Origin of the sequence: Massilia sp. GCM10023247 (assembly GCF_042653325.1) — a bacterium.
In the GTDB taxonomy this organism is placed as follows: Bacteria; Pseudomonadota; Gammaproteobacteria; order Burkholderiales; family Burkholderiaceae_D; genus Telluria.
In genome coordinates this window covers 157,756-179,065 of sequence record NZ_JBHSIB010000023.1, presented here as the reverse complement: position 1 = coordinate 179,065, position 21,310 = coordinate 157,756, and the positions used below count along the sequence as shown (strand labels likewise).

At 66.7% G+C, this 21,310-nt stretch carries 17 protein-coding genes and 1 riboswitch; of the genes, 10 read left to right on the top strand and 7 right to left on the bottom strand.

Going from position 1 to position 21,310, the window contains the following annotated elements:
- Window positions 1-6: 6 nt before the first annotated feature.
- Window positions 7-1,407, top strand: coding sequence for an efflux transporter outer membrane subunit (locus tag ACFPAH_RS19165; RefSeq protein ID WP_379748488.1), 1,401 nt, complete (start codon window positions 7-9; stop codon window positions 1,405-1,407).
- Window positions 1,408-1,461: 54 nt separating this feature from the next.
- On the opposite strand, the gene ACFPAH_RS19160 is transcribed toward ACFPAH_RS19165, so the two are convergent.
- Complete coding sequence (locus tag ACFPAH_RS19160) at window positions 1,462-3,312, bottom strand: ABC transporter ATP-binding protein/permease (RefSeq protein WP_379748486.1); 1,851 nt, start codon at window positions 3,310-3,312, stop codon at window positions 1,462-1,464.
- A gap of 422 nt (window positions 3,313-3,734) precedes the next feature.
- Here ACFPAH_RS19160 and ACFPAH_RS19155 point away from each other — a divergent pair, with 422 nt between their 5' ends.
- Genes ACFPAH_RS19155 through ACFPAH_RS19135 form a run of 5 tightly spaced genes read left to right on the top strand, consistent with a single transcriptional unit; the run spans window position 3,735 to window position 8,313 of the window.
- Window positions 3,735-4,820 carry a type III polyketide synthase gene (locus tag ACFPAH_RS19155; RefSeq protein WP_379748484.1) on the top strand — a complete coding sequence of 362 codons (1,086 nt, stop codon included), beginning with the start codon at window positions 3,735-3,737 and terminating at the stop codon, window positions 4,818-4,820.
- Window positions 4,817-5,527 (top strand): methyltransferase domain-containing protein, encoded by a 711-nt coding sequence (locus ACFPAH_RS19150; protein WP_379748482.1) that lies wholly within the window; start codon window positions 4,817-4,819, stop codon window positions 5,525-5,527. Before ACFPAH_RS19155 ends, ACFPAH_RS19150 begins: the two co-directional genes overlap by 4 nt.
- Window positions 5,524-6,771, top strand: a complete 1,248-nt coding sequence (locus ACFPAH_RS19145; protein ID WP_379748480.1) for an NAD(P)/FAD-dependent oxidoreductase — start codon at window positions 5,524-5,526, stop codon at window positions 6,769-6,771. Before ACFPAH_RS19150 ends, ACFPAH_RS19145 begins: the two co-directional genes overlap by 4 nt.
- A gap of 49 nt (window positions 6,772-6,820) precedes the next feature.
- The gene (locus ACFPAH_RS19140; RefSeq protein ID WP_379748478.1) at window positions 6,821-7,084 is read left to right on the top strand and encodes an acyl carrier protein; all 264 of its coding nucleotides are present in this window, start codon (window positions 6,821-6,823) and stop codon (window positions 7,082-7,084) included.
- The gene (locus ACFPAH_RS19135) at window positions 7,081-8,313 is read left to right on the top strand and encodes a beta-ketoacyl-[acyl-carrier-protein] synthase family protein (protein ID WP_379748476.1); all 1,233 of its coding nucleotides are present in this window, start codon (window positions 7,081-7,083) and stop codon (window positions 8,311-8,313) included. Before ACFPAH_RS19140 ends, ACFPAH_RS19135 begins: the two co-directional genes overlap by 4 nt.
- A gap of 148 nt (window positions 8,314-8,461) precedes the next feature.
- Here the strand turns inward: ACFPAH_RS19135 and ACFPAH_RS19130 are convergent, their stop codons facing one another.
- Entirely contained in the window at window positions 8,462-9,469 is a 1,008-nt protein-coding gene (locus ACFPAH_RS19130; RefSeq protein ID WP_379748474.1) for a bile acid:sodium symporter family protein, read from the bottom strand.
- A gap of 171 nt (window positions 9,470-9,640) precedes the next feature.
- On the opposite strand from ACFPAH_RS19130, the gene ACFPAH_RS19125 reads away from it, so the two are divergent.
- Entirely contained in the window at window positions 9,641-11,800 is a 2,160-nt protein-coding gene (locus ACFPAH_RS19125; RefSeq protein WP_379748472.1) for a S46 family peptidase, read from the top strand.
- A gap of 69 nt (window positions 11,801-11,869) precedes the next feature.
- Here the strand turns inward: ACFPAH_RS19125 and ACFPAH_RS19120 are convergent, their stop codons facing one another.
- Genes ACFPAH_RS19120 through ACFPAH_RS19110 form a run of 3 tightly spaced genes read right to left on the bottom strand, consistent with a single transcriptional unit; the run spans window position 11,870 to window position 15,313 of the window.
- Window positions 11,870-12,931 carry a porin gene (locus ACFPAH_RS19120; RefSeq protein ID WP_379748470.1) on the bottom strand — a complete coding sequence of 354 codons (1,062 nt, stop codon included), beginning with the start codon at window positions 12,929-12,931 and terminating at the stop codon, window positions 11,870-11,872.
- On the bottom strand, window positions 12,924-13,667 hold the full coding sequence (locus tag ACFPAH_RS19115) for a MarC family protein (protein ID WP_379748468.1): 744 nt from the start codon (window positions 13,665-13,667) through the stop codon (window positions 12,924-12,926). The genes ACFPAH_RS19120 and ACFPAH_RS19115 overlap by 8 nt, the downstream gene beginning before the upstream one ends.
- 47 nt (window positions 13,668-13,714) lie before the next feature.
- On the bottom strand, window positions 13,715-15,313 hold the full coding sequence (locus ACFPAH_RS19110) for a BCCT family transporter (RefSeq protein ID WP_379748466.1): 1,599 nt from the start codon (window positions 15,311-15,313) through the stop codon (window positions 13,715-13,717).
- 416 nt (window positions 15,314-15,729) lie between these two features.
- On the opposite strand from ACFPAH_RS19110, the gene pnuC reads away from it, so the two are divergent.
- Window positions 15,730-16,323 (top strand): nicotinamide riboside transporter PnuC, encoded by a 594-nt coding sequence (pnuC, locus tag ACFPAH_RS19105; protein WP_379748464.1) that lies wholly within the window; start codon window positions 15,730-15,732, stop codon window positions 16,321-16,323.
- A complete protein-coding gene (locus ACFPAH_RS19100) occupies window positions 16,320-16,847 on the top strand; it encodes an AAA family ATPase (protein ID WP_379748462.1) in 528 nt (175 codons plus the stop codon). The genes pnuC and ACFPAH_RS19100 overlap by 4 nt, the downstream gene beginning before the upstream one ends.
- A gap of 8 nt (window positions 16,848-16,855) precedes the next feature.
- Here ACFPAH_RS19100 and ACFPAH_RS19095 read toward each other — a convergent pair whose 3' ends face one another.
- Both ACFPAH_RS19095 and ACFPAH_RS19090 read right to left on the bottom strand, forming a co-directional pair.
- Window positions 16,856-18,979 carry a TonB-dependent siderophore receptor gene (locus ACFPAH_RS19095; protein ID WP_379748460.1) on the bottom strand — a complete coding sequence of 708 codons (2,124 nt, stop codon included), beginning with the start codon at window positions 18,977-18,979 and terminating at the stop codon, window positions 16,856-16,858.
- A 98-nt stretch (window positions 18,980-19,077) separates the two neighbouring features.
- Window positions 19,078-19,176: riboswitch (TPP riboswitch) on the bottom strand.
- Window positions 19,177-19,229: 53 nt separating this feature from the next.
- Window positions 19,230-20,189: a DUF535 family protein gene (locus ACFPAH_RS19090; protein WP_379748458.1), complete on the bottom strand. Its 960-nt coding sequence runs from the start codon at window positions 20,187-20,189 to the stop codon at window positions 19,230-19,232.
- A 284-nt stretch (window positions 20,190-20,473) separates the two neighbouring features.
- Between ACFPAH_RS19090 and ACFPAH_RS19085 the strand changes: the two genes are divergently transcribed.
- Window positions 20,474-21,172 (top strand): glutathione S-transferase, encoded by a 699-nt coding sequence (locus ACFPAH_RS19085; RefSeq protein ID WP_379748456.1) that lies wholly within the window; start codon window positions 20,474-20,476, stop codon window positions 21,170-21,172.
- Window positions 21,173-21,310 lie beyond the last annotated feature (138 nt).

Genomic DNA, 21,310 nt, shown 5'->3' with positions numbered 1-21,310 from the left:
TACCCTATGCAGAACACCCCCTTGCGCCGACTGACCCTGCTTGCCCTCGCACTGAGCCTTGCCGGCTGCGCGGTCGGCCCCGCCTACCAGCGCCCGGCCACGCCCGCGCCGGTGGCGTTCAAGGAGCTCGACGGCTGGGTGCCGGCCGCCCCGGCCGACGCCCTCGAGCGGGGGCCCTGGTGGCAGCTGTTCCAGGACCCGGTCCTCGACGAGCTGGCTGCCGGCGTGAATGTCTCGAACCAGAACGTCGCCGCGGCGGTCGCCGCCTATGCCCAGGCGCGCGCCCTGGTCGCCCAGCAGCGCGCGGCGCTGTTTCCGGCGCTGTCGCTTGGCCTGTCGGGCGAGCGTTCCGGCGTGCGCGGCGAGGGCGCCGGCAGCAGCTACCGCCTGAACCTGGGCGGCAGCTGGGAACCGGACGTCTGGGGCCGGCTGCGTGCCGGCGTGACGAGTGCCCAGGCCGGCCTCGAGGCCAGCGCCGCCGACCTGGCCAACGCCCGCTTGTCGAGCCAGGGCGAACTGGCGGCCAACTACTTCACGCTGCGCGCGCTCGACGCCCAGCGCGCCTTGTTGCTCCGCACGATCGCCGGCTACGAGCGCGAACTGCAGATCACCCAGAACCGTTTCAATGTCGGCATCGTCGCCCGCACCGACGTGCTGCAGGCCGAAACCCAGCTGGCGACCGCGCGCGGCGACGAACTGGCGCTCAGGCGCCAGCGCGCCCAGTTCGAGCATGCGATCGCGGTCCTGGTCGGCAAGGCGCCGGGCGAATTCGCGCTGGCGCCGCGCGAGGAGTGGCGCGTCACGGTGCCCGAGGTCCCGGTCGGGGTCCCGAGCACGCTGCTGCAGCGCCGCCCCGACATCGCCGCCGCCGAACGCGAGGTGGCCGCCGCCAACGCGGAGATCGGCATCGCGCGCTCGGCGTATTTCCCGAACATCGGCTTGTCGAGCGCGCTGGGCACGGCCGGCAGCCGCGTGGGCGACCTGTTCTCGGCGTCCAGCGCGGCCTGGTCCTTCGGCCTGTCGGCGGCGCAGACCATCTTCAACGCCGGCGCCACCCGCGCCAGCGTGGCCGGCGCCGAGGCGCGCCACCAGGCCGCCGTGGCGCGCTACCGCCAGACGGTGCTGAGCGCCTTCGCCGACGTCGAGAACCAGCTCAGCGCCACCCGCATCCTCAGCCAGCAGCAGGAACTGCGGCGCCAGGCATCGAACGCGGCCGACCTGGTCGAGCAGCAGGTCATGAACCGTTACCGGGCCGGGCAGGTGGGCTATACCGAGGTGGTGCAGGCCCAGGTCACGGCCCTGAACGCCCGGCGCGCGTTGGTGCAGGCGCAGACCGACCGGCAGACGGTGGCGGTGGCCCTGATCCAGTCGCTGGGCGGAGGCTGGCACGTGGGGGCGCAGCCTTGAGGTACGACCGCGGCCTGGCCCTACGGCCGTCGCGCCCGCTGCCGAGCCAGCCGGCTAGCCTTCGGCCACCACCGGGCGCGCCTGCGGAGCGGCGCGACCGGCACCCGCGCCGGCCGGCTCCTCGTCGAACCGATAGCCGGCGGCGTCGTGGACCTGCCACGCGCCTTCGCCCATCAGGTGCAGCACATGGGTATGGTGGCGCAGCACGGCGGGGCGGTGCGCGATGCTGATGACGGTCGTCCCGCGCTCGCGCAGGCGCGTGTAGAGCGAGGCCTCGTTCCCGCTGTCGAGCGCGCTGGTCGCTTCGTCGAGGATGACGATGTCGGGCGCATGCACCAGCACCCGCCCGAAGGCCAGGCGCTGCTGCTCGCCGACCGACAGCAGCTTGCCCCAGTCCTGCACGGCGTCCAGGCCGCCGACGCGCGCGGCCAGCTGGGGCAGGTGGACCTGATCGAGTATGCCCAGCAGCTGCGTGTCGCCCAGGTCCGATTGCGCGCTGGGGTAGAGTAGCTGGCTGCGCAGGGTGCCCGGCTGCAGGTAGGGCTGCTGGGGCAGGAAGAACAGCGCCTCCAGCGGCGGACGCTCGATTGCGCCGCTGCCGGTGTGCCACAAGCCCGCAATCGCGCGTAGCAGCGAGCTCTTGCCGCAGCCGCTTTCGCCGGTAATGAGCAGGGCGTCGCCCGGCTTCAGGACCAGGCTCAGTTCCTTGATGAGCACCCGCTCGGATTGCGGCGGATGCAGGGTCAGGGAGTCCAGCGCGAGCCGCTCCCCGGGGCGCGTCCGGATGCCGGCCTGCCCGTCGCCGGCCTTGGCCTCCCGCCCGGCCTCCGGCAGCACCAGCCGCGACAATGCCTCCAGGCGGCCGATGCCCGCCACGAAGCGGCTCAGGCTCTCGAAGTTATCGACGATCACGCCCACGGCCGAGAGCACGGCGGTAAACGCGCCGGTGGCCTGGATCGCCCGGCCCACTTCCAGTTCGCCCGACAGGACGCCGTCGGCCAGGATCACGCCCGGCAGCACCAGGGTGAGCTGGCTGAAGGTGCGCTGGAACAGGTTGAGCGAACGCTGCTTCCTGATCAATCGGGCAAAATTCCGGATCACCTGCTCGAACTTGCCGTCGATGTGGGCCCGCTCCTGCGCTTCGCCGCGGTAGAAGGCGATCGATTCGGCATTTTCGCGCAGGCGGATCAGGCTGAAGCGGAAGTCGGCCTCGCGCCGCAGCTGCCAGAAATTTAGCTGGATCAAAGGATTGCCGAAGACGTAGAGGGCGATCACGGTGCCCGCCAGCGCATACACCGCCAATACCCCGACCAGGACGTGCGAGATCGACCACAGCACCGCGCTGAAGGCGACCAGTTGCATGATCGAGCCTAGAAAGATCAGCAGGAAGTGGATCGACCTGCCGGTAAACGTGTTGACGTCTTCGCTGATGCGCTGGTCCGGATTGTCGATCTCGCTGCTCGACCCGAGCGCGTAATAGGTGCGCCCTTTCAGGTAGCCGTCGAGGAAGCGGCCGGTGAGCCAGCGCCGCCACTGGTTGGCGAACAGGTCGCGCATGTAGTAATAGAAGGCGTAGACGGGGACCGCAAAGGCCAGCACGAGCAGGCAGGTTCGTACCGCGGTCCAGAAGCGGCCGCCGTTTTTCGCTGCGAGCGCCGAGGTCATTTCGCCGGCCTGGTTGTTCAGCATGACGGCGAGCTTGGTCTCGACCAGCATCAGCACGACCAGCAGCATGAGCAGGCTCCAGGCCTTTTTCCTTTCCGCCCCCAGCCAGTACGGTTTCGCCACCTTCAGGAATTGCTTCCATGCGGCCAGCGACAGCGGCGCGGCGCGCGGTGCCTGTTCCGGCGCGGCCGGATCGTCGCAGGGCGCAGCGGCGCGGGGAGTGGAGGTAGGTGTGGCCATGTTCGTCGTCGCAGTCATCGGCTTGGGTGCAAACTTGCTTGCTCGGCGGATGCAGGCCACCTGCATCGTGCCCGCCTGAGTCACGCCTCCAGCATAGGGCCGCGAATCGAAGCGTTCAGTGCGGAAACAGACATAGGATCCTCGTGCGCTGCACGGATGAGGAAAGGAGAGCGACAGGAAGGCCCCGCTTTTCTACGCGGTTTGATGCTTGAAGTTAACGTGCGAAGCGAATCAAGCGTTAGCGCTAATATGCAATAAGACTGCTCTTGCCGGCTCTGGCGGCCTGATCCGATATGCGTTTGAAATACCCGAGTGCTTGCCCCGGAAAGGCGGACTTGAATGCGCGATGTCAATAAAGTGGATAGTGGGCTTAACTTGACCGACAGTGCCCGATTGGGAGCGATTTGGGACGGGCTCGCCTGATGTTTATCAATGGAATTGGCACTGCGGCTCCCGCAAACCTCTATTCCAAGCTGGACTGCTGGAATGCCTTTTCCGACTCTGCCTGGTTCGAACGCCTCGGACCCCGCGCGCATGCCGTTGCCAGGACCGTTCTCCTGCGTGATAACGGCATCGAGTCACGGCATCTTGCCGTCGATTCGCTGACGGACGTATTCCATATCGAGCCCGATGCCTTGCATGCACGTTTCCTGGCGCACGCGCCGGCGCTGGCCCGGCAGGCAGGCGGTGCGGCACTGGCGCTGTCGAAGCTGGCGCCGCAGGACATCGATGCGGTCGTCGTCAGCAGTTGTACAGGCTATTTATGCCCTGGACTGAGCGGCTATGTGGTCGAGCAGTTGGGCTTGCGGGAGGACGTACAGGCATTCGACCTGGTCGGTCACGGCTGTGGCGCAGCCTTGCCGAACATGCGCCTGGCGAACGCATTGCTCATCGCCGGGCAGTGCCGGCACGTCCTGTCGGTCTGCGTGGAAGTCTGCAGCGCTGCGATGTACCTGGACGAAGACCCGGGTGTCCTCATCAGCGCGTGCCTGTTCGGCGACGGCGCGGGTGCCATGGTGCTGTCGCGCCAGCCGCAGGCCGGCTTGCGTCGCATCGAGTGGCTGCATGCGGAATCGCTGCTTGCGCCCCAGCGGCGGGATCGCCTGCAATTCGAATCGCGCCAGGGGATGCTGCGCAACGTGCTGACGCGGGAAGTACCAGGCCTGGCCGCGCAGTATGCGCAACAAGTGCTGGAGACAGGACTGGACCGCAGCGAAACCCGTCGCGACACCATCCGCGCCTGGATCATGCATCCTGGTGGACGGGATGTCCTGGTGGCGCTCCAGAAAAAGATGATGCTCGACCCGGAAGCGCTGCGTTATAGCGCAGCAGTCTTGCGCGACTTTGGCAACATCAGCAGCGCTTCGGTGTATTTCGTGCTCAAGGAAGCACTGCGCGACCATGCCCCGGGTGGCCACTGGTGGCTGTCGTCGTTCGGTGCCGGGTTCAGCTGTCATGGCGCATTGTTAAAAGTGGACCGGGAGCACCTGGACCGGAACGCCCGATGAAGCCATTCTTTCCGCGTCTGCTCGCCGCCGAAATCCTCGACGAATTGAGCGAGGACGATCCGCGCGCCGTGCGATCGCGCCAGGACCTGGGGCGGATTAACTACGTCATGGGAACGGCAGGGATCCTGGTTCGCGCATTGACCGCCGGCGCCGTCGTCCCCGGGCGCATGATCGAATTCGGTGCGGGCGACGGCAGCCTGATGCTGCGCCTGGCGCAGCGCCTGGCCCCGCGCTGGCCCGGCATCCACGTCGTGCTGCTCGATCGCCAGCATTGCATCGCCCCGCACACACGCGAAGCCATCGCCAGGACAGGATGGACAGTGCAGGTCCGGCAAGAAGACGTTGCCGACTGGATTTCCGGCGCGGACGGGGAGCGGTTCGATATCGCGCTGGCCAACCTGTTCATCCATCACTTCGACGAGGAACGGATCGTCCACCTGTTCAACGCGCTCAGTGCGCGTACCGATGTCTTCGTCGCGTGCGAACCCCGGCGCGCGCCATTGCCGCTCCTTGCCAGCCGCCTGGTCGGACTGCTAGGTGCCAATGAGGTCACTCGCTCCGATGCGGTTGCCAGTGTCAGGGCCGGGTTCCAGGGGGAGGAATTGTCTTCGTTATGGCCGGCGAACCCGGGATGGCGGATGACCGAACAGCGCGCAGGCTTGTTCAGTCACGTGTTTACGGCGTGCCGCAGGACAGTGGGCGCATGAGCACCGGGTTCGATGCCATCGTCATCGGTGCCGGCCCGGCGGGCAGCTGCGCGGCGATCCTGCTGGCCGGCGCCGGCTGGCGGGTTGCCTTGGTCGAGAAGCAGGCCTACCCCAGAAGGAAGGTGTGTGGCGAGTGTATCTCGGCCACCAATCTGCCGATACTCGACGTCCTCGGTATCGGCCATGCCGTCGCCCAGCTTGCCGGACGGCCGCTGCGCCAGGTCGCGCTCGTGTGCGGCGCACGCATCGTGCGCGCCCCGCTACCCGCGTATGCTGATCCGGTCCACCGATGGGGCGTCGCGATCGGTCGCGAACATCTCGATGCGCTGTTGCTGGAGCAGGCCAGGTGCCGTGGCGTATCGGTCTTCCAGCCGTGGCAGGTGTGCGGCATCGCCGGCACACCCGGCCATTTCGAATGCCGGCTTCGCCAGGCGGACGCGGGCGACGAACGGCTGTTGGCCGTTTCGCTGGTGATCGACGCGCACGGCTCCTGGGAGCCGCCGATACGCCAGGAGGGAGGGCCGGCGGCCCCGCCGGCTTATCCGCATCGATCGTCGGACCTGTTCGCATTCAAGGCAAATTTTGCCCGCACATCACTCGAACCGGGTCTGCTTCCCGTGCTCGCGTTCCCGGGTGGCTATGGCGGCATCGTGATCGCCGATGGCGCACGCGCCACCTTTGCTTTTTGCCTGCGCCGTGACGCCCTGATGAAAGCACGTTCTCAGTTTACAGGCTTGAAGCCGGCCGAAGCGGCACAGTGCTGGGTGAGACGGCATTCCAGCGCGGCGGCCGCACTGCTCGATGACGGCGTCCAGCTTGGCAAATGGCTGGGCGCCGGGCCGATTCGTCCCGGCATCCACCTGGGCAAGCGCGACGAGGTCATCTTTCGAATCGGAAACGCGGCCGGGGAAGCGCATCCGATCATCGGCGAAGGGATCAGCATGGCGCTCCAGTCGGCCGTACTGCTCGTGGACACGATCGTCCACCATGGGACGCAAGGTGTGGATGGGCCGGCGCAACTGCGCATCCACGCGGCCTATGCCGATGCCTGGCGCCGCCATTTTGCCCGGCGCATCCGCCTGTCCGCGCTGTACGCCCAGCTGGCAATGCGCCCTCATGTTTTTGGCGGCCTGTTGTCTGCTGTCGAGCACAAGCCGGCGCTGCTGACCCGGTTTGCGCGCTGGTGCGGCAAGGTGCGTCCCGGTCCGGCTTCGCCAAGGCGAGCGGGCGACCGATATGCGTGAGCAGGAAAAAGATACCCGGACACACAGACCATCACCCAAAGGAATGAGCATGGATACGAACGACCGCCTTGTCCGCATCATTGCCGACGAATACAAGCTTGCGCCAGAAACGCTGCAGCCCGATGCGCGCCTCGATGAACTGGGTATCGACTCGCTGAGCGTCATGGAATTGCTATTCAAGATCGAAGAGGAATTCGGCATCCAGGTGCCGAACGACCAGGTGGCGCTCCTCACGATCCGTGACGTGGTCGGCTATGTGGACGATCTGATCGCGCGACAGAAGGATGCGGTGCCGCATCAAGCCGCATCATGAGACGGGTGGCCGTCACCGGCATCGGCGTCGTCTCGCCGCTCGGGAATTCAACGGGTGCATTGCTGGAAAGCCTGGCCGCGTCCCGCTCGGGCATTCGCCGGCTTGAAGGGGCGCTTTACAGCCGGCTTGCCAGCCCCATCGCCGCTCCCGCGGCAGCCGAGCCGGTAACGGCGTCCGAGCCATCCAGGTTACGGATGATGGATCGTACTACCCGCTTCGCGCTCGATGCCAGCGGCCAGGCACTGTCCCAGGCTGGACTGGTGCCTGGCGCGCTTGACGCCTCGCGCGTCGGCGTCTTCATCGGGACCGGCATGGGGGGAGCGCAGAGCACGGACGACGGCTACCGCACCTTGTATGCCGAGCAGTCCGACCGCATCCAGCCTTTTAGCGTACTGCTTGCGATGAACAATGCAGCCGCGTCCTGGATCGGCCTCGAATACGGCTTCACCGGTCCCAACCTGACCTACTCGACCGCCTGCTCGTCATCGGCGGTGGCCATCGGCGAGGCGGCAATGCGCATTGCCGGCGGTGCTGCCGACGTCATGCTCGCCGGCGGCAGCGAAGCGCCTTTGTGCCTGGGCCCCATGAAAGCATGGGAAGCGATCCGGACCATCGCCACGCAAGACCCGCGCGATCCGCGCGCATCCTGCAAACCGTTCTCCAGGGACCGGACCGGCATGGTGCTCGGCGAAGGCGCCGCCATCCTCGCGCTGGAAGAATGGGAAGCGGCGCGGGCCCGCGGTGCCCTCATCCTTGCCGAAATCACCGGGTATGGCTTGACGACCGATGTCTCCCACCTGACCCATCCGAGCGCAGAGGGGCAGGCCCGCGCCATGCAGCTGGCCCTGGCCACTGCCCGGATCGATGCCGCGTCGGTGGACTACATCAACGCGCATGGGACGGGAACGCTCGCCAACGATGCCGTGGAAACGGCTGCCATCAAGCAGGTGTTTGGAGACAGGGCCTATACGATTCCCGTCAGTTCGACCAAGTCGACGCACGGCCACCTGCTCGGCGCCGCGGGCGCGCTCGAGTTCGCCATCAGCATTCTCGCAATGAACGCAGGGCTGGTGCCGCCGACGGCCAACTTGCAGCAGCCCGATCCGGCATGCGATCTCGATTATGTACCGAACCATGCGCGTGCCGATGGGACAATCCGGACGGTGATGTCGAACTCATTTGCGTTCGGTGGCACCAGCGTAGCGCTCATTGGCCAACGAGCTTCCTGAACTGTTGACAGGAGATTTGGTCTGGCGGCCTAAGAGCGCCTAGCAAAACCTTCAGGGCAAGGGATGCGGCCACCCGACGCGGCGACGAAGACAGTACGACCGTACGGCGAGGAGCTGCAACGCAGCTATGGAGGTTTTGTTAGGCGCTCTAAGTCTGCTCCGCCCCCGGCCGCTGCGCCCACTTCTGCGCCAGCACGGCGCACACCATCAGCTGGATCTGGTGGAACAGCATCACCGGCAGGATGATCATGCCCAGCGCCGAGGGCGCGAACAGCACCTTGGCCATCGGCACCCCGCTGGCCAGGCTCTTCTTCGAGCCGCAGAAGACGATGGTGATCTCGTCTTCCTTCGAGAAGCCGAGGCGGCGGCTGGTCCAGGTGGACAGGCCGAGGGCGATGGCGAGCATCAGGCAGGTGATGCCGATCAGGGCGGCGAGGGTGGCGCCCGAGACGTGCTGCCACAGGCCTTCGGTGACGGATTCGCTGAAGGCGGCGTAGACCACCAGCAGGATCGAGCCCTGGTCGACGTAGCGCAGCAGCGGCTTGTGGCGGTCGACGAGCGCGCCGATCCAGGGCCGCAGCAGCTGGCCGGCGACAAACGGCAGCAGCAACTGGACCACGATCGCCAGCACGCCATCGAGGTCGAAGCCGGCGTCGCCGGCCACGCCCGCGATCAGGGCGCCCACCAGCAGCGGGGTGAGGAAGATGCCGAGGAAGTTCGAGGCCGAGGCGCTGCACACGGCGGCCGCGACGTTCCCGCGCGCCATCGCGGTGAACGCGATCGAGGACTGCACGGTGGAGGGCAGCACGCACAGGAACAGGATGCCGAGATAGAGCTCGGGCGTGAGCAGGGTGAGCGCCAGCGGCTTGAGGGCAATGCCCATCAGCGGGAACATCGCGAAGGTGGAGGCCAGTACCAGCAGGTGCAGGCGCCAGTGGGTCAGGCCGGCGACGATGGCCTCGCGCGAGAGCTTGGCGCCGTGCAGGAAGAACAGCAGGCCGATGGCGGCCGTCGTGACGTGTCCGAGCGCCAGCGCCGCCGTACCGCTGGCCGGCAGCAGGCTGGCAAGCACGACCATGCCCAGCAGGGCGACGGTGTAGGGATCGAGTGCGAGGTGGCGCGCGGTGGTGGCGAAGAAAGCGGTGGTGCGTGCCATGTGTGACTTTCAAATGCGAAGCTGATGCAGGACCGCTATTCTAGCGAGAACGGGCAAACGGCGTTTTCCGGCTACCCGCGCCGCGCCCGTATTGACGGCAAAAAATCGTTTTCCGGCCCCGGCAACCGGGCTATACTCGCCGTTTCATTTTCACTCATCCGGGGTCCTACCTTGTTCAAATCGATCGTTCTTCCTGCGCTCGTGCCGGCCGTACTGTTGGGCGTTGCGGCCAACGCCGCCGCCGACGAAGGCCAGTGGCAGCCGCACCAGCTGCCGCAGCTCAAATCCGAACTGAAACGCATCGGCATCACGATGCCGGCCGAGAAGCTGGCGGACCTGTCGAAGCACCCGATGAGCGCGATCGTGTCGCTGGGCGGCTGCTCGGCCTCCTTCGTCTCGCCCGACGGCCTGGTGGTCACCAACCACCATTGCGCCTACGGCTCGATCCAGCGTAACTCGACCGCGGAAAAGAACTATATCGTCGACGGCTTCCTGGCCAAAACGCGCGCCGAGGAACTGCCGGGCGGCCCGAACGCGCTGGTCTACGTGACCGAAAAGGTCGAGAACGTGACCGACCGCGTGTTGAAGGACCTGGGCGCGAACCTGTCCGGCCGCGAGCGCAACGAGGCGATCTCCTCGCGCGTCAAGGCCCTGATCGCCGAGTGCGAGAGCGACAAGGCCTACCGCTGCTCGGTGCCGGCCTTCCACCGCGGCCTCGAGTACTACCGCATCAAGCAGCTGATGATCCGCGACGTGCGCCTGGTGCATGCGCCGTCGGACAAGATCGGCAACTTCGGCGGCGACATCGACAACTACGAGTGGCCGCGCCAGACCGGCGACTACAGCTTCCTGCGCGCCTACGTCGGTCCGGACGGACGCCCGGCCGATCCGTCGCCGAACAACGTGCCGTACAAATCGAAGGACTTCCTGGTCGTCTCCGCCGAAGGCCTGAAGAACGGCGACCCGATCCTGCTGGCCGGCTACCCGGGCCGCACCAGCCGCTACAAGCTGCCTTCGGAAATCCGCTTCGCGCGCGACGTCGACCTGCCGGGCAAGGTGTCGACCATCACGGCCGACCTCGACGTGATCGCCACGGCAACCCGCGGCAATGCCGCCTGGGACGTGCGCTACGCCAGCGTCGCGAAAAGCCTGAACAACGTGCTCAAGAAGAGCCAGGGCCTGCTCGACGGCTTCGCGCGCAAGGACATCGCCGCCATCAAGGATGCCCAGGACGCCGAGTTCCGCGGCTGGTATGCCAAAAACGCCAGTGGTAACACGCTGCTGTCCGACCTCGATGCCGTGATCGCGCTCGACATGGCGCTCTCGCGCGAAGAGGGCGCCTACGGCGAAGCGACCCACAGCGACCTGCTGAAAAGCGCGCGCACCCTGTACCGCCTGGCGCAGGAGCGCCAGAAGCCGGACGCCCAGCGCGAGACCGGCTACCAGGAACGCGACCTGTCCTTCATCAAGGCGCGCCTGACCCGCCTCGAGCAGTCCTTCGTGCCGGCCGTCGACCAGGCGCGCTGGGCCGCGGCGCTGGGCCGCTACGCGAAGATCGATCCGACACTGCGTCCGCAGGGCCTCGATGCGCTGGTCCCAAGCGCCGGCAGCCTCGGCGCCTTCTACAAGGGCACCGAACTGGCCGACACCGCCAAGCGCCTGGCCTGGATCGGCCAGGATGTCGAGGCATTCCGCAAGTCGAACGATCCGTTCATCCAGCTCGCGGTCCGCCTCGACGCCGTCGCGAAAAACCTGGACGAGCGCCGCAAGGAAGTCGACGGCAACCTCGACCGCACCATCCCGCAATACATGGCGGCCGTGATCGCCTACAAGAAGTCGCAGGGCAAGCCGGTCTACCCGGACGCCAACTCGACGCTGCGCGTGACCTACGGCACCGTGGCGCCGTACGCGCCGCGCGACGGCCTGGTCAAGGGGCCGTTCACGACCGTCGACGGCATCCTGGAAAAGGCTACCGACAAGGACCCGTTCCTGGTGCCGGCCGCATTGACCCGGGCCGTCAAGGAAAAGCGTTTCGGCGTGTTCAAGGATCCGGTGCTGGGTACGGTGCCGGTCAACTTCCTGTCGAGCGCGGACACCACCGGCGGCAACTCCGGTTCGGCCATCATGAACAAGCGCGGCGAGCTGGTCGGCCTGAACTTCGATTCGACCTATGAGTCGATCACCAAGGACTGGTACTTCGACACGGCGATCACGCGCGCGATCCACGTCGACATCCGCTACATGTTGTGGGTGATGAAGGAAGTCGACGGCGCCGACAACCTGCTCAAGGAAATGACGATCAAGTATCCGAAGAAGCAAGCACTGAAGTAAGCCACCGATTCGTCGCTACGAAGACGGCGCCTGCGGGCGCCGTTTTTTTTGCGCGAAGCGGACGGCGCCTCAGAAATCGTGGCGAATGCCGACCGCAAAGGCGTGGCCGCCGCTGATGCTTGCATCGAAATCGCCCAGGCCGCCGCGTTCCCTGGTGAGTGCGGCAGTGCTCGCTTCCCGATAGTATTCCGCGAAGACTTTCGATTTCTCCGAGAGGCGGTGGTCGATGCCGAGATGGACGACGCGGTCCCCGTAGTTGTCCACCTTCGCCAGCATCAGCTTGAACGTGTTCTTGCCCATCGTGTAGCTGCCGAACAGGTTCAGCGCCTGGTTGCCGTCGCTGGAAAAAGTGCCCGGCCGGCGGTTGCCGGTATCGAAGCGCTCGTACTTGAGCGCCAGGTACAGGTCGCCGGCCTTGTGGCTGGCCGTCAGGCCGAGCAGGCGGTCGTGTCCATGGCCCGTATTGCCGCGGTCGTCGATCGCGGCGGCGAGGCGGGTGTCGCCGAGGGCATAGGTGGCCGCGACCTGCCAGCGCCGGTCGTCGATGCGCGAAGTCGAACGCTTGTTGCCGCTGCTGCCGGCATGCGCAGCCGTCACGGAGAAGCCTTTGTATTCCGGGCTGGTGTAGGCAATCGTGTCGGCGACACGCACGACGGTATAGGTCGCAAAGCCCGTGTAGTAGCTGCTGAACCGGTCCACTGGTGCCGCGATGGCATTGTAGTAGGGCATCCACTGCTGGCCATAGGCGAGCGTCCCGAAGCGGCCCCGCAGTCCGACCTGGGCGATCCTGATCCGCTGCCCTTTGGGCCGGCTGGCATCTCCCTGGTCGTAGGGGTCGCGCACCCTGAGGTTGGCGGTATCGATGGGAATTTCCAGCTCGCCTGTCAGGACCAGTCCGGTGCCGAACGGATATTCGCCTTTGACGCCGACCCGGGAATAGGCGTCACGCAAGGACGTGTAGCTATCGAAACGGTCGCGGCGATCGGGACTGACGGTCTCGATTTGCGTACGCAGCGAACCGTGAAAATCGATCGTGGGGGCGCTCTGGGCGGCGGCCCCGGTCCAGGACAGGCAGCCCGACAGTCCGAGTGCGAGGGCGGCCAGGCGCCGCGGCTTGTGGAGTTCAGTCATACATCGTCACCTTGGCGGGGGAGCGCGGGAGCAGTCGGACCGTGGTCCACTGGTTCGACTGCGACAGCACGTCGAGCATCAGTTCGCTCAGGCCGTCCCACACGATCTGCACGCCAAGGCAGAGCAGGATGAAGGCGGTCAGGCGCAGGAACACGGCCGTTCCGGAATCGCCGATCAGGCGCAGGAAGTGCTCGCCGTAGCGGAAGGCGAGGTAGAGCAGCACGCCGATGATGCCCAGCGCGAGCAGGGCGCCGCTCATGCGTGCCAGCGAGATCACGAGCCGGACATCATGCAGGGAGACGCCGACCGTGATCGCGACCGAGATCGAGGCCGGACCGCAGCTGATCGGAAAGGTGAGCGGATAAAACGCCTGGCGGTGGGCATGGTCGGGCGTGAAGCTTTCGGCGAGCGCTACCCGGCTGTCGGGTGTGCTCGGCGTCGCGCTGAGCAGGCGCCAGGCCACTGAGGCGAGCAGCAGGCCGCCGCCGACCCTGACGATGGGCAAGGAAATGCCGAAGAAGTCGAGGACATAGGAACCGACCAGCATCGAGCCCGTGATCAGCCAGAACATGTTGCGCGCGATGCGGCGCGCCAGCAGGGTGCGGGTTGCCGGCGATGCGCCATCGGTCAGGCTCAGGAAGATGGGCGCCGTCGCCGCGGGATTGAGGATGGGCAGCATGGTCGCGAGCACCAGGATGAAGGCTTTGCCGGCTGCCAGCATGAGCTCGATGGTCAAAATAAATGCGCCTGTTCGTATTGCAATGGTCGAGCCGGGGAAATGGATCAGCGCTGCGGGTCGGCGGTGCCAAGGCTGTCGCCGGCGCCGCCCTCCGTACGCTGGGCCATGGCTTTCTCTTTCTGTTCGCGCGCGATCCACTCTTCGATGGCGCGGTGCGCACGCCTTTCGGTGGCCTTCTCGCGCAGGGCCTCTATGCTCAGCACGCGGTACAGCCCGACCATCACCGCGACCAGCAGCAGCGCGAAGGGCAGGGCGGCCACGGTGATCAAGGTCTGCAGCGCGTCCAGGCCACCGGCGATCATCATGGCCGCCGCGATCAGCGCGACGGCGATGCCCCAGGCGAACTTGCGCCCCAGCGTAGGATCGCCAGGCTCTTCGCTCGACATCATGCCGAGCACCAGCACCGCGGAATCGGCCGAGGTCACGAAGAAAATCACCAGCAGCACGATGCTCATGCCCGAGAGCAGCCCGGACAGGGGCAGGGCGTCGTACATGCGGAACAGGACCGTCTCGTAGCCGACCGCGAGCGCACCGGCCATGTCGACGCCGCCGAACAGCTGCGCCCAGAGCGCGGTGCCGCCGAAGGTGGAAAACCAGGCGAAGCCGAGCAGGCTCGGGAGGACCACCACGCCCAGCACGAATTCGCGCACCGTGCGCCCATAGGACACGCGCGCGATGAAGGCGCCCACGAACGGCGACCAGGAGATCCACCAGGCCCAGTAGAAGATGGTCCACTCGGCCACCCAGGGATTCGCGGTGAACGGGGCCATGCGCAGGCTCATCTCGATCAGGCGGTCGAGGTAGCTGCCCACCGAGGTCGTGAACGTATCGAAGATGAAGCCGGTCGGTCCCAGCACCGCCACCGCCACCAGCAGCAGCGTGGCCAGCCCGAGATTGAAGCTCGACAGCCACTTGACGCCGCGCTCGACGCCGCTCGCGCTCGAGGCCATGTACAGGACGAAGCAGATCCCGATCACCGTCAGTTGCATGCCCAGGCCGCTAGGCAGGCCGAACACGCGCGTCATGCCGGCGCTGATCTGCATCGTGCCGAAGCCGAGCGTGGTGGCCACGCCGATCGCCGTCGCCACGACGGCGACGATGTTGACCAGCTTGCCGATCCAGCCGAGGTGGCGGTCGCCGATCAGCGGTTGCAGCAGGTCGCTGATCAGGCCGCGCCCGTTGCGGTTGTACTGGAACCAGGCGATGGCCAGCCCCATCAGCCCGTAGACTGCCCACGGGTGCAGGCCCCAGTGGAAGAAGGTGTAGCGCATCGCCGCGCTGGCGGCCTGGGGCGACATCGACGGCAGCCGCTCGGGCGGCTTGACCAGGTGCGAGATCGGCTCGGCGGCGCCCCAGAACACGAGGCCGATGCCCATGCCGGCGGCGAACAGCATCGACAGCCAGGCCGCGTTCGAGAACTGGGGTTCGGCATCGCGCCCGCCGATGCGCAGCCGCGCGGTGGGGCCGAAGGCGAGCCAGCCGAGGAAGACCAGGGTCAGGAAGACGATCAGCAGGTAGAGCCAGCCGGCGTTCTGGATGACGGCGGCGAGCGCCGCATCGCTGGCGGCCTCGAACGGCTTCGGCGCGAATCCGGCAGCGACCGCCAGCGCGAAGATCAATAACAAGGAAATACGGAAAACCATACGTGATCCTGGTGGTTTGGGTGAGCGCCGGGACAGGCGAGCCCGAGCAATGAAAAGGGCTTTCCCGACTGGGCATACAGCGGGGCGTGCAGCGAAGCGTACGCCGCAGCCTGCACGGCAATACGACAGGCGAACGCCGGCATCGATCACCTTCGAGGAGCAATATTATGAACAGAATAGCATCCATCGCGGGTAGGCCGCGTCCCGGATGGCGGCGGGCCGGCGCAAGGTTTGGCCACAGCGTCGTCTTTTCCACCACGCGACGCGCGGGCTGCCGGCGCTCGGCGGCGGCCCCCGCGTTGCATATTTGACTCGCAGGGCGCATACTCGCGTGCCCGATGAGTTGTCCCTCCCACTAACCTTTTCGACGCAGCCCTGGCGCGCTCCCGCGACCGATCCGGCCTGCTAGAGCGTGCATGAACGATTCGCTTGTCTTTGCCGGTTTCACGACCACCCCGCTGGAACTGGTTTCCTTCTCCCTCGCGGTGACGACCGTGCTGCTCAACATCCGCCAGAACCATTGGGCCTGGCTGTTCTCGATCGCCTCGTCCGCCACCTACGCGGTCGTGTTCTTCGGCGCCCGCCTGTATGGCGACAGCGCCTTGCAACTGGTCTTCATCGCCGCCTCGGTCTGGGGCTGGAGCCAGTGGCTGCGCGGCGCCGGCGAGACCCGCCTGCACGTCACCCGCCTGGACCGCGCGGGCTGGACCTGGGCGCTCGCGGCCTGGGGCGCGGGCTACTTCGCGCTGTCGTGGTTCCTGGGGAGCTACACGAATACCGACGTGCCGCACACCGACGGCTTCCTGACGGCCGGCAGCCTGGTCGGCCAGCTGCTGCTGGCCCGTAAAAAAGTCGAGAACTGGCATGTCTGGATCGTCGTCGACGTGCTCTACGTCGGCCTGTACGTCTACAAGGACCTGCACGTCACGGCGGTGCTGTACGCCGTGTTCGTGGTGCTGGCCGCGCGCGGGCTGCGCGCCTGGAGCAACGTTGCGCAGGTGCGGGCATGAGCGGCCTGCTGCGGGTGGCGGTGCTGGGGGCCGAATCGTCCGGCAAGTCGACGCTGTGCGAAGTGCTGGCGCGGGCCCACGATACGCTGTGGGTGCCGGAATACCTGCGCGAATTCGTGGAGACGAACGGCCGGGTGCCCTTCGAGGAAGACCAGTTCGGGATCGCACTCACCCAGCAGGAGCGCGAGGACGCCGCCGCCGTGGCTGCCCGCCGGCTGCTGTTTTGCGACACCACGCCGCTGATGACGGCGCTCTACAGCCGCGTGTACTGGGGTCGCGTCGATGCCCGGCTGGCGCAGCTCGCCGCCAGGCACGACTATGCGCTGACCCTGGTGACGGCGCCCGATGTGCCCTGGGTCCCGGACGGCCTGATGCGCGAATCCGAGGCGGTGCGCGAGCGGGTGTACACGATGGTGGTGGACGAACTCGATGCGCGCGGCATTCCGTTCGTGCTGGTGCGGGGAGACCTGCCGCAGCGGCTGCGGCAGGTGGAAGCGGCGCTGAAGGTAATCGGCGCCGTCTAGGGCCGCCCTTAGAGGTCGAACTGCGCCGACAGGCGGAAAGTGCGCGGCGCGCCGGGCAGCAGGTAGCCGCCCAGTTGCTGGGTCACGTCGCGCCAGTAGAACTTGTCGGTGAGGTTGTCGACGCGAGCACGCAGGGTGACCCTGGTCGCGCCCAGCTTCAGGCCGTAGGACCCGTTCAGGCCGAACACGTGGTAGCCCGGCACATTCACGGTGTTCTCCGGGTCGAACGATTTTTCGCCCGCGTACTGCCACTGGCCGCCGATCTTCAGGCCCGGCACGGCTGGCACGGCATAGTCGGCCCACAACGTGGATTTCAGTTCCGGCACGTTGGTGACGCGCTTGCCGTCGTAGAGCGGCTCGCCCGTGCCTTGCTGCTTCGCGCGCAGCGCCATCAGCGAAGCGCCATAGCCCAGCGCGCCGCTGGCGCGCTGGGCCGCCAGCTCGAGGCCGCGGTGCTGCTGCTCGCCGTTGCGCACGAACGTGTTGGCCGCATTCGTGTACTCCAGCCCCTTGGTGATCTGGAACAGCGCCGCGCTCATGGCGACACCGCCGAACTCGCCCTTGGTGCCGAGCTCGAACTGCTTCGAGCGGTTCGGGCCCAGGTCCTGGTTCTGGTTGGTGGTCTCCATCTCGGCGACGCCGCCCGCGTCGAGTCCGTGCGCGACGGTGCCGTAGACGTTCCAGGCGGGGGTGAGGCCGTAGACCAGCGACACGCTCGGCAGCAGGAACGAGGCCCGGCTCGAGGTCCAGCCCAGCTCAGGCTCGGGCAGCTGGTCGCTGTCGATCTTCACGTAGCGCAGGCCGGCATGCAAGGTCAGCTCGGGCGTGAGCGTGAGGATGTCCTGCACGAACAGGGAGCGCTCGCGCTCGCTGAAACGTTCGCTGACCGGGCCGGTCGTGGGATTGCCCGGTGCCGGCGGAACGATCTGGTTGCGGTAGATGTTGCTGGAGCCGGCGTAGTCGTAGACATAGTCGCCGTAGCTGTTGTGGCGTTCGCTGTAGCCGAGGCCGGCGGTGAGCACATGGCGCAGCGTGCCGGTGGCGAAGCGGCCCTGGACCTGGGCCTGGACGCCGAACGGGGTCTTGCGCTCGCCCGTGCTCTGGTAGTCGTAGACGTCGTAGTCGCCGTTCGAGCAGTAGCCCGGGTAATAGCCGTCGCCCTCGTTGCTGCAGCCGTAGGGGAAGGCGGTGAAGTCGTCGCGCTTGAACCAGTGCTTGTTGGCGCTGAGCGTCGCGCGCCAGTCCTGGTTGAGCCGGTAGTCGAAGCGCAGGCCGAGGTTGGCGCTGTCGGTATCGACCGGCTTGGTCCAGGGCTGGGCATTGAGCAGGGTCTTGGCCGACACATTGGCCGGCAGCGCCACGCCGCGGATCAGCTGGTAGCCGGGCGCCGTGACCTGCTCCTTGTGCTGGAAGTCCATGTCGAGCTGCAGCAGCGCGTCCGGCGTGATCTGCCAGTCGAAGGCGCCGGATGCGAACTGGCGCTTGCCGTCGGCCCCCTTGATATACGAGCGCAGGCGCTCGGCGGCGGCATTCACGCGGTAGCCGAAGCGGCGGTCCTCGAAGCGCCCGCCCAGGTCGACCGCGCCGTACAGCGTGCCGCGCTCGCGCGCCTCGACCGTCACGGAACGCAGCGGCGTGTTCGTCGGGCGCTTGGTGACGAAGTTCAGGATGCCGCCGGGCGCGGCCAGGCCGGCCTGCATCCCGGCCACGCCCTTGAGCAGCTCGAAGCGTTCCTTGTTTTCCAGCGGGATCTGGGCGTCGGCCGGAATGGCGATGCCGTCCTTGCGGTAGCCCGAGTTGTTGTTCAACATGAAGCCGCGCACCGAGAACTGCTCGGCATAGCCGACGGCGTTGTAGGCGTCGCCGACCGAGGCATCGTAGGCGACCGCTTCGCTGGCGCTGCGGATCGACAGGTCCTGCATCTGTTCGCGGCTGAAGGCGCTGACCGAGGCGGGGGTGTCGATGATCGCCATGTCGGCGAAGCCGCCGACGCTGGCGCGCTCGCTCGCGCCCCATTTGGTGCCGGTGACGACAACCGAGGCGATCGGCTCGGCGGTTTGGGCCGTTGCAGAAACGGCGAAAGCCTGGGCCAGGGCGCAGGCGATGAGGGAATGCTTGAAGACAGGTTTCATTGTGTGCTCAGGATTTGAGCGGCGCACACGTATGGAAACAGCTGCGCCGCTTTTAAACAAAAAGCCGGAGCCAACTGGGGGAAGGGCAAACTGGGACAGGAACAGGCGTTGCGCTTTCCTTCGCTGGCATTATCCAGATCAGGTACGAAGGGTATCTCTCACCCGGAACGCGAATTCCAGGACCCCTAGCGAAGCGTGAGTGTAGCACGGCCGGTGCCGGCCGTGGTGGTTCTGTCAACCCGATGTGTCCTTACACCTCCGCGGTTTCCCGCAGCGGCGCCGCATGCTCGTGGTGCGAGCGGGCATGCAGCAGGTGCCGCTGCAGCGTGCCGCGGGCGCCGTCGCCGATCGCGCGCCAGTATTCGCGCCGCTGGGCCGCGCGCTTGCGGTGCTTGGACGGCATGTCGGCCAGCGGCTTGAGGTAGAAGGGCAGGGCGATCAGCCAGGCATTGCCCGGCAGTTCGACCCCGCCCAGGACCCGCCAGAAACCGTCGTAGGCGTTCGCGAAATGCCTGGCGTCGAGCGGGTCGTAGGCGACGTGCGCGCCGCATTTGACGGCCAGCACCTGCTCCATGCCGACCGCCTGGGCTACCCCCTGCATCGCGGCAAAGCAGAAGAAGCTGGGTGAATTGTTCGGGAAGCAGCGCTCGAAGGCGTCGAAGGCTTCGCTCGAATCGTTCCAGCGTCCCTGGTTGCGGGCGACGAACGGCACCAGCGGCGCCGGCACGCCGGCGATGGCGCCGTCGACCCAGGAAAACGCGAGCCGGTGCAGCACCTTGCCCGCCGCCACCAGCGCAATCGTCAGGTCGCCCTCGGCATTTGCCTGCGAGGACATCTCGAGCCGGATCAGGAATTCGCAGTCGTCCACCGCATGCCGCCACAGGATCAGGCCGCCGGCCGCATACACGGCCTGCTTGTAGGCGGCATTGAAGCTCGTCTCCTCGAAGCGGTAGTGCGACAGCGCGCACTGCACGCGCTGGCGCGCGCTCAGGCCTTCGACCAGGTAGCCGCGATGGCCGAGGTGGTGAAACGGATCGCCGTTAGGGGAAGTCATCACATAATTGCGGTAGACATCGAGCTGGCACAGGGCGGCGTGGTCGCGGTAGAACAGCAGGACGCGCGCGCTGCGCAGGTTCGAGAGCAGCCAGGACGAGAGCGGCAGCGGCCTGCGGCGGGCCAGCCAGTGACGGACGAGGTGAGCGAAGATCATGGGGCTTTCCTTCGAAGACGTCGGGTTGCGGACAGCTTCATGGTGTCCTACCTGACGTACTCGGGCGGTGATATTGCTCAAGAGAAACAAGTTCTTCAGGGCAATACTCTTCGGCACCTCATTCCTGCCGTGACGGCCACGCTCTATCGACATCTTCTCCCCTTGGACTGGTTTGTTTTTGTAGTCGAACGTTCACGTTCGTTTCCTGGAAGATAGCATACGTCGCGCGCGCAGCGCCGCGAAATTCTGCTCCATACTCGTGCTTCCACATGGCGGAGGGCAGCATGGCTTACGAACTGTTCTATTGGCCGGACATCCAGGGACGCGGCGAATTCGTCCGCCTGGCGCTCGAGGAAACGGGTGAGGACTACGAGGACGTGGCACGCGGGCCGGGCGGCGTCGACGCCGTCATGGCCGCCATGAAGGAGGGGCCGACGCCGGCCTTCGCGCCGCCTTTCCTGCGTGCCGGCGGCATGATGATCGCGCAGACGGCGGCGATCCTGATGTACCTCGGCGAGCGTCATGGGCTGGCCCCGCAGGACACGGCCGGCCGCTACTGGGTCCACCAGCTGCAGCTGACCATTGCCGACCTGGTCGCCGAAGCCCACGAGACCCATCATCCGGTCGGCACCGACCTGTATTACGAAGACCAGAAAGACGAGGCACGGCGCCGCGCGGCAGGGTTTACGGCCGCCCGCATTCCGAAGTTCCTGAATTATTTCGGGCACGTGCTGGGCGAGCAGGACTTCCTCGCCGGCACTGCGCTCAGCTATGCCGACCTGTCCCTGTTCCAGGTGCTCGAAGGGCTCGACTATGCCTTCCCGAAGGCGACTGCGCGCGCCCTTGGCGCGCATCCGAACCTGGCAGGCCTGCGCAGCCGGATCGGCGCGCGGCCGCGCATCGCGGCCTACCTGGGCTCGCCGCGCCGCCTGCCCTTCAACGAGCAGGGCATCTTCCGGCGCTATCCCGAACTCGACGCATAGCCGGGTGCGGCGCTTGGCGCAGCGCAGCATCGATCGCGCTTGCCTGAACTTGCGCCGGGCGCTAGGCTCGATAGGGTAGTACTAACGATAACAGCGGGCGCCGGCAAGCTGCCGGTTGCGCCGACACATCCATCCAAC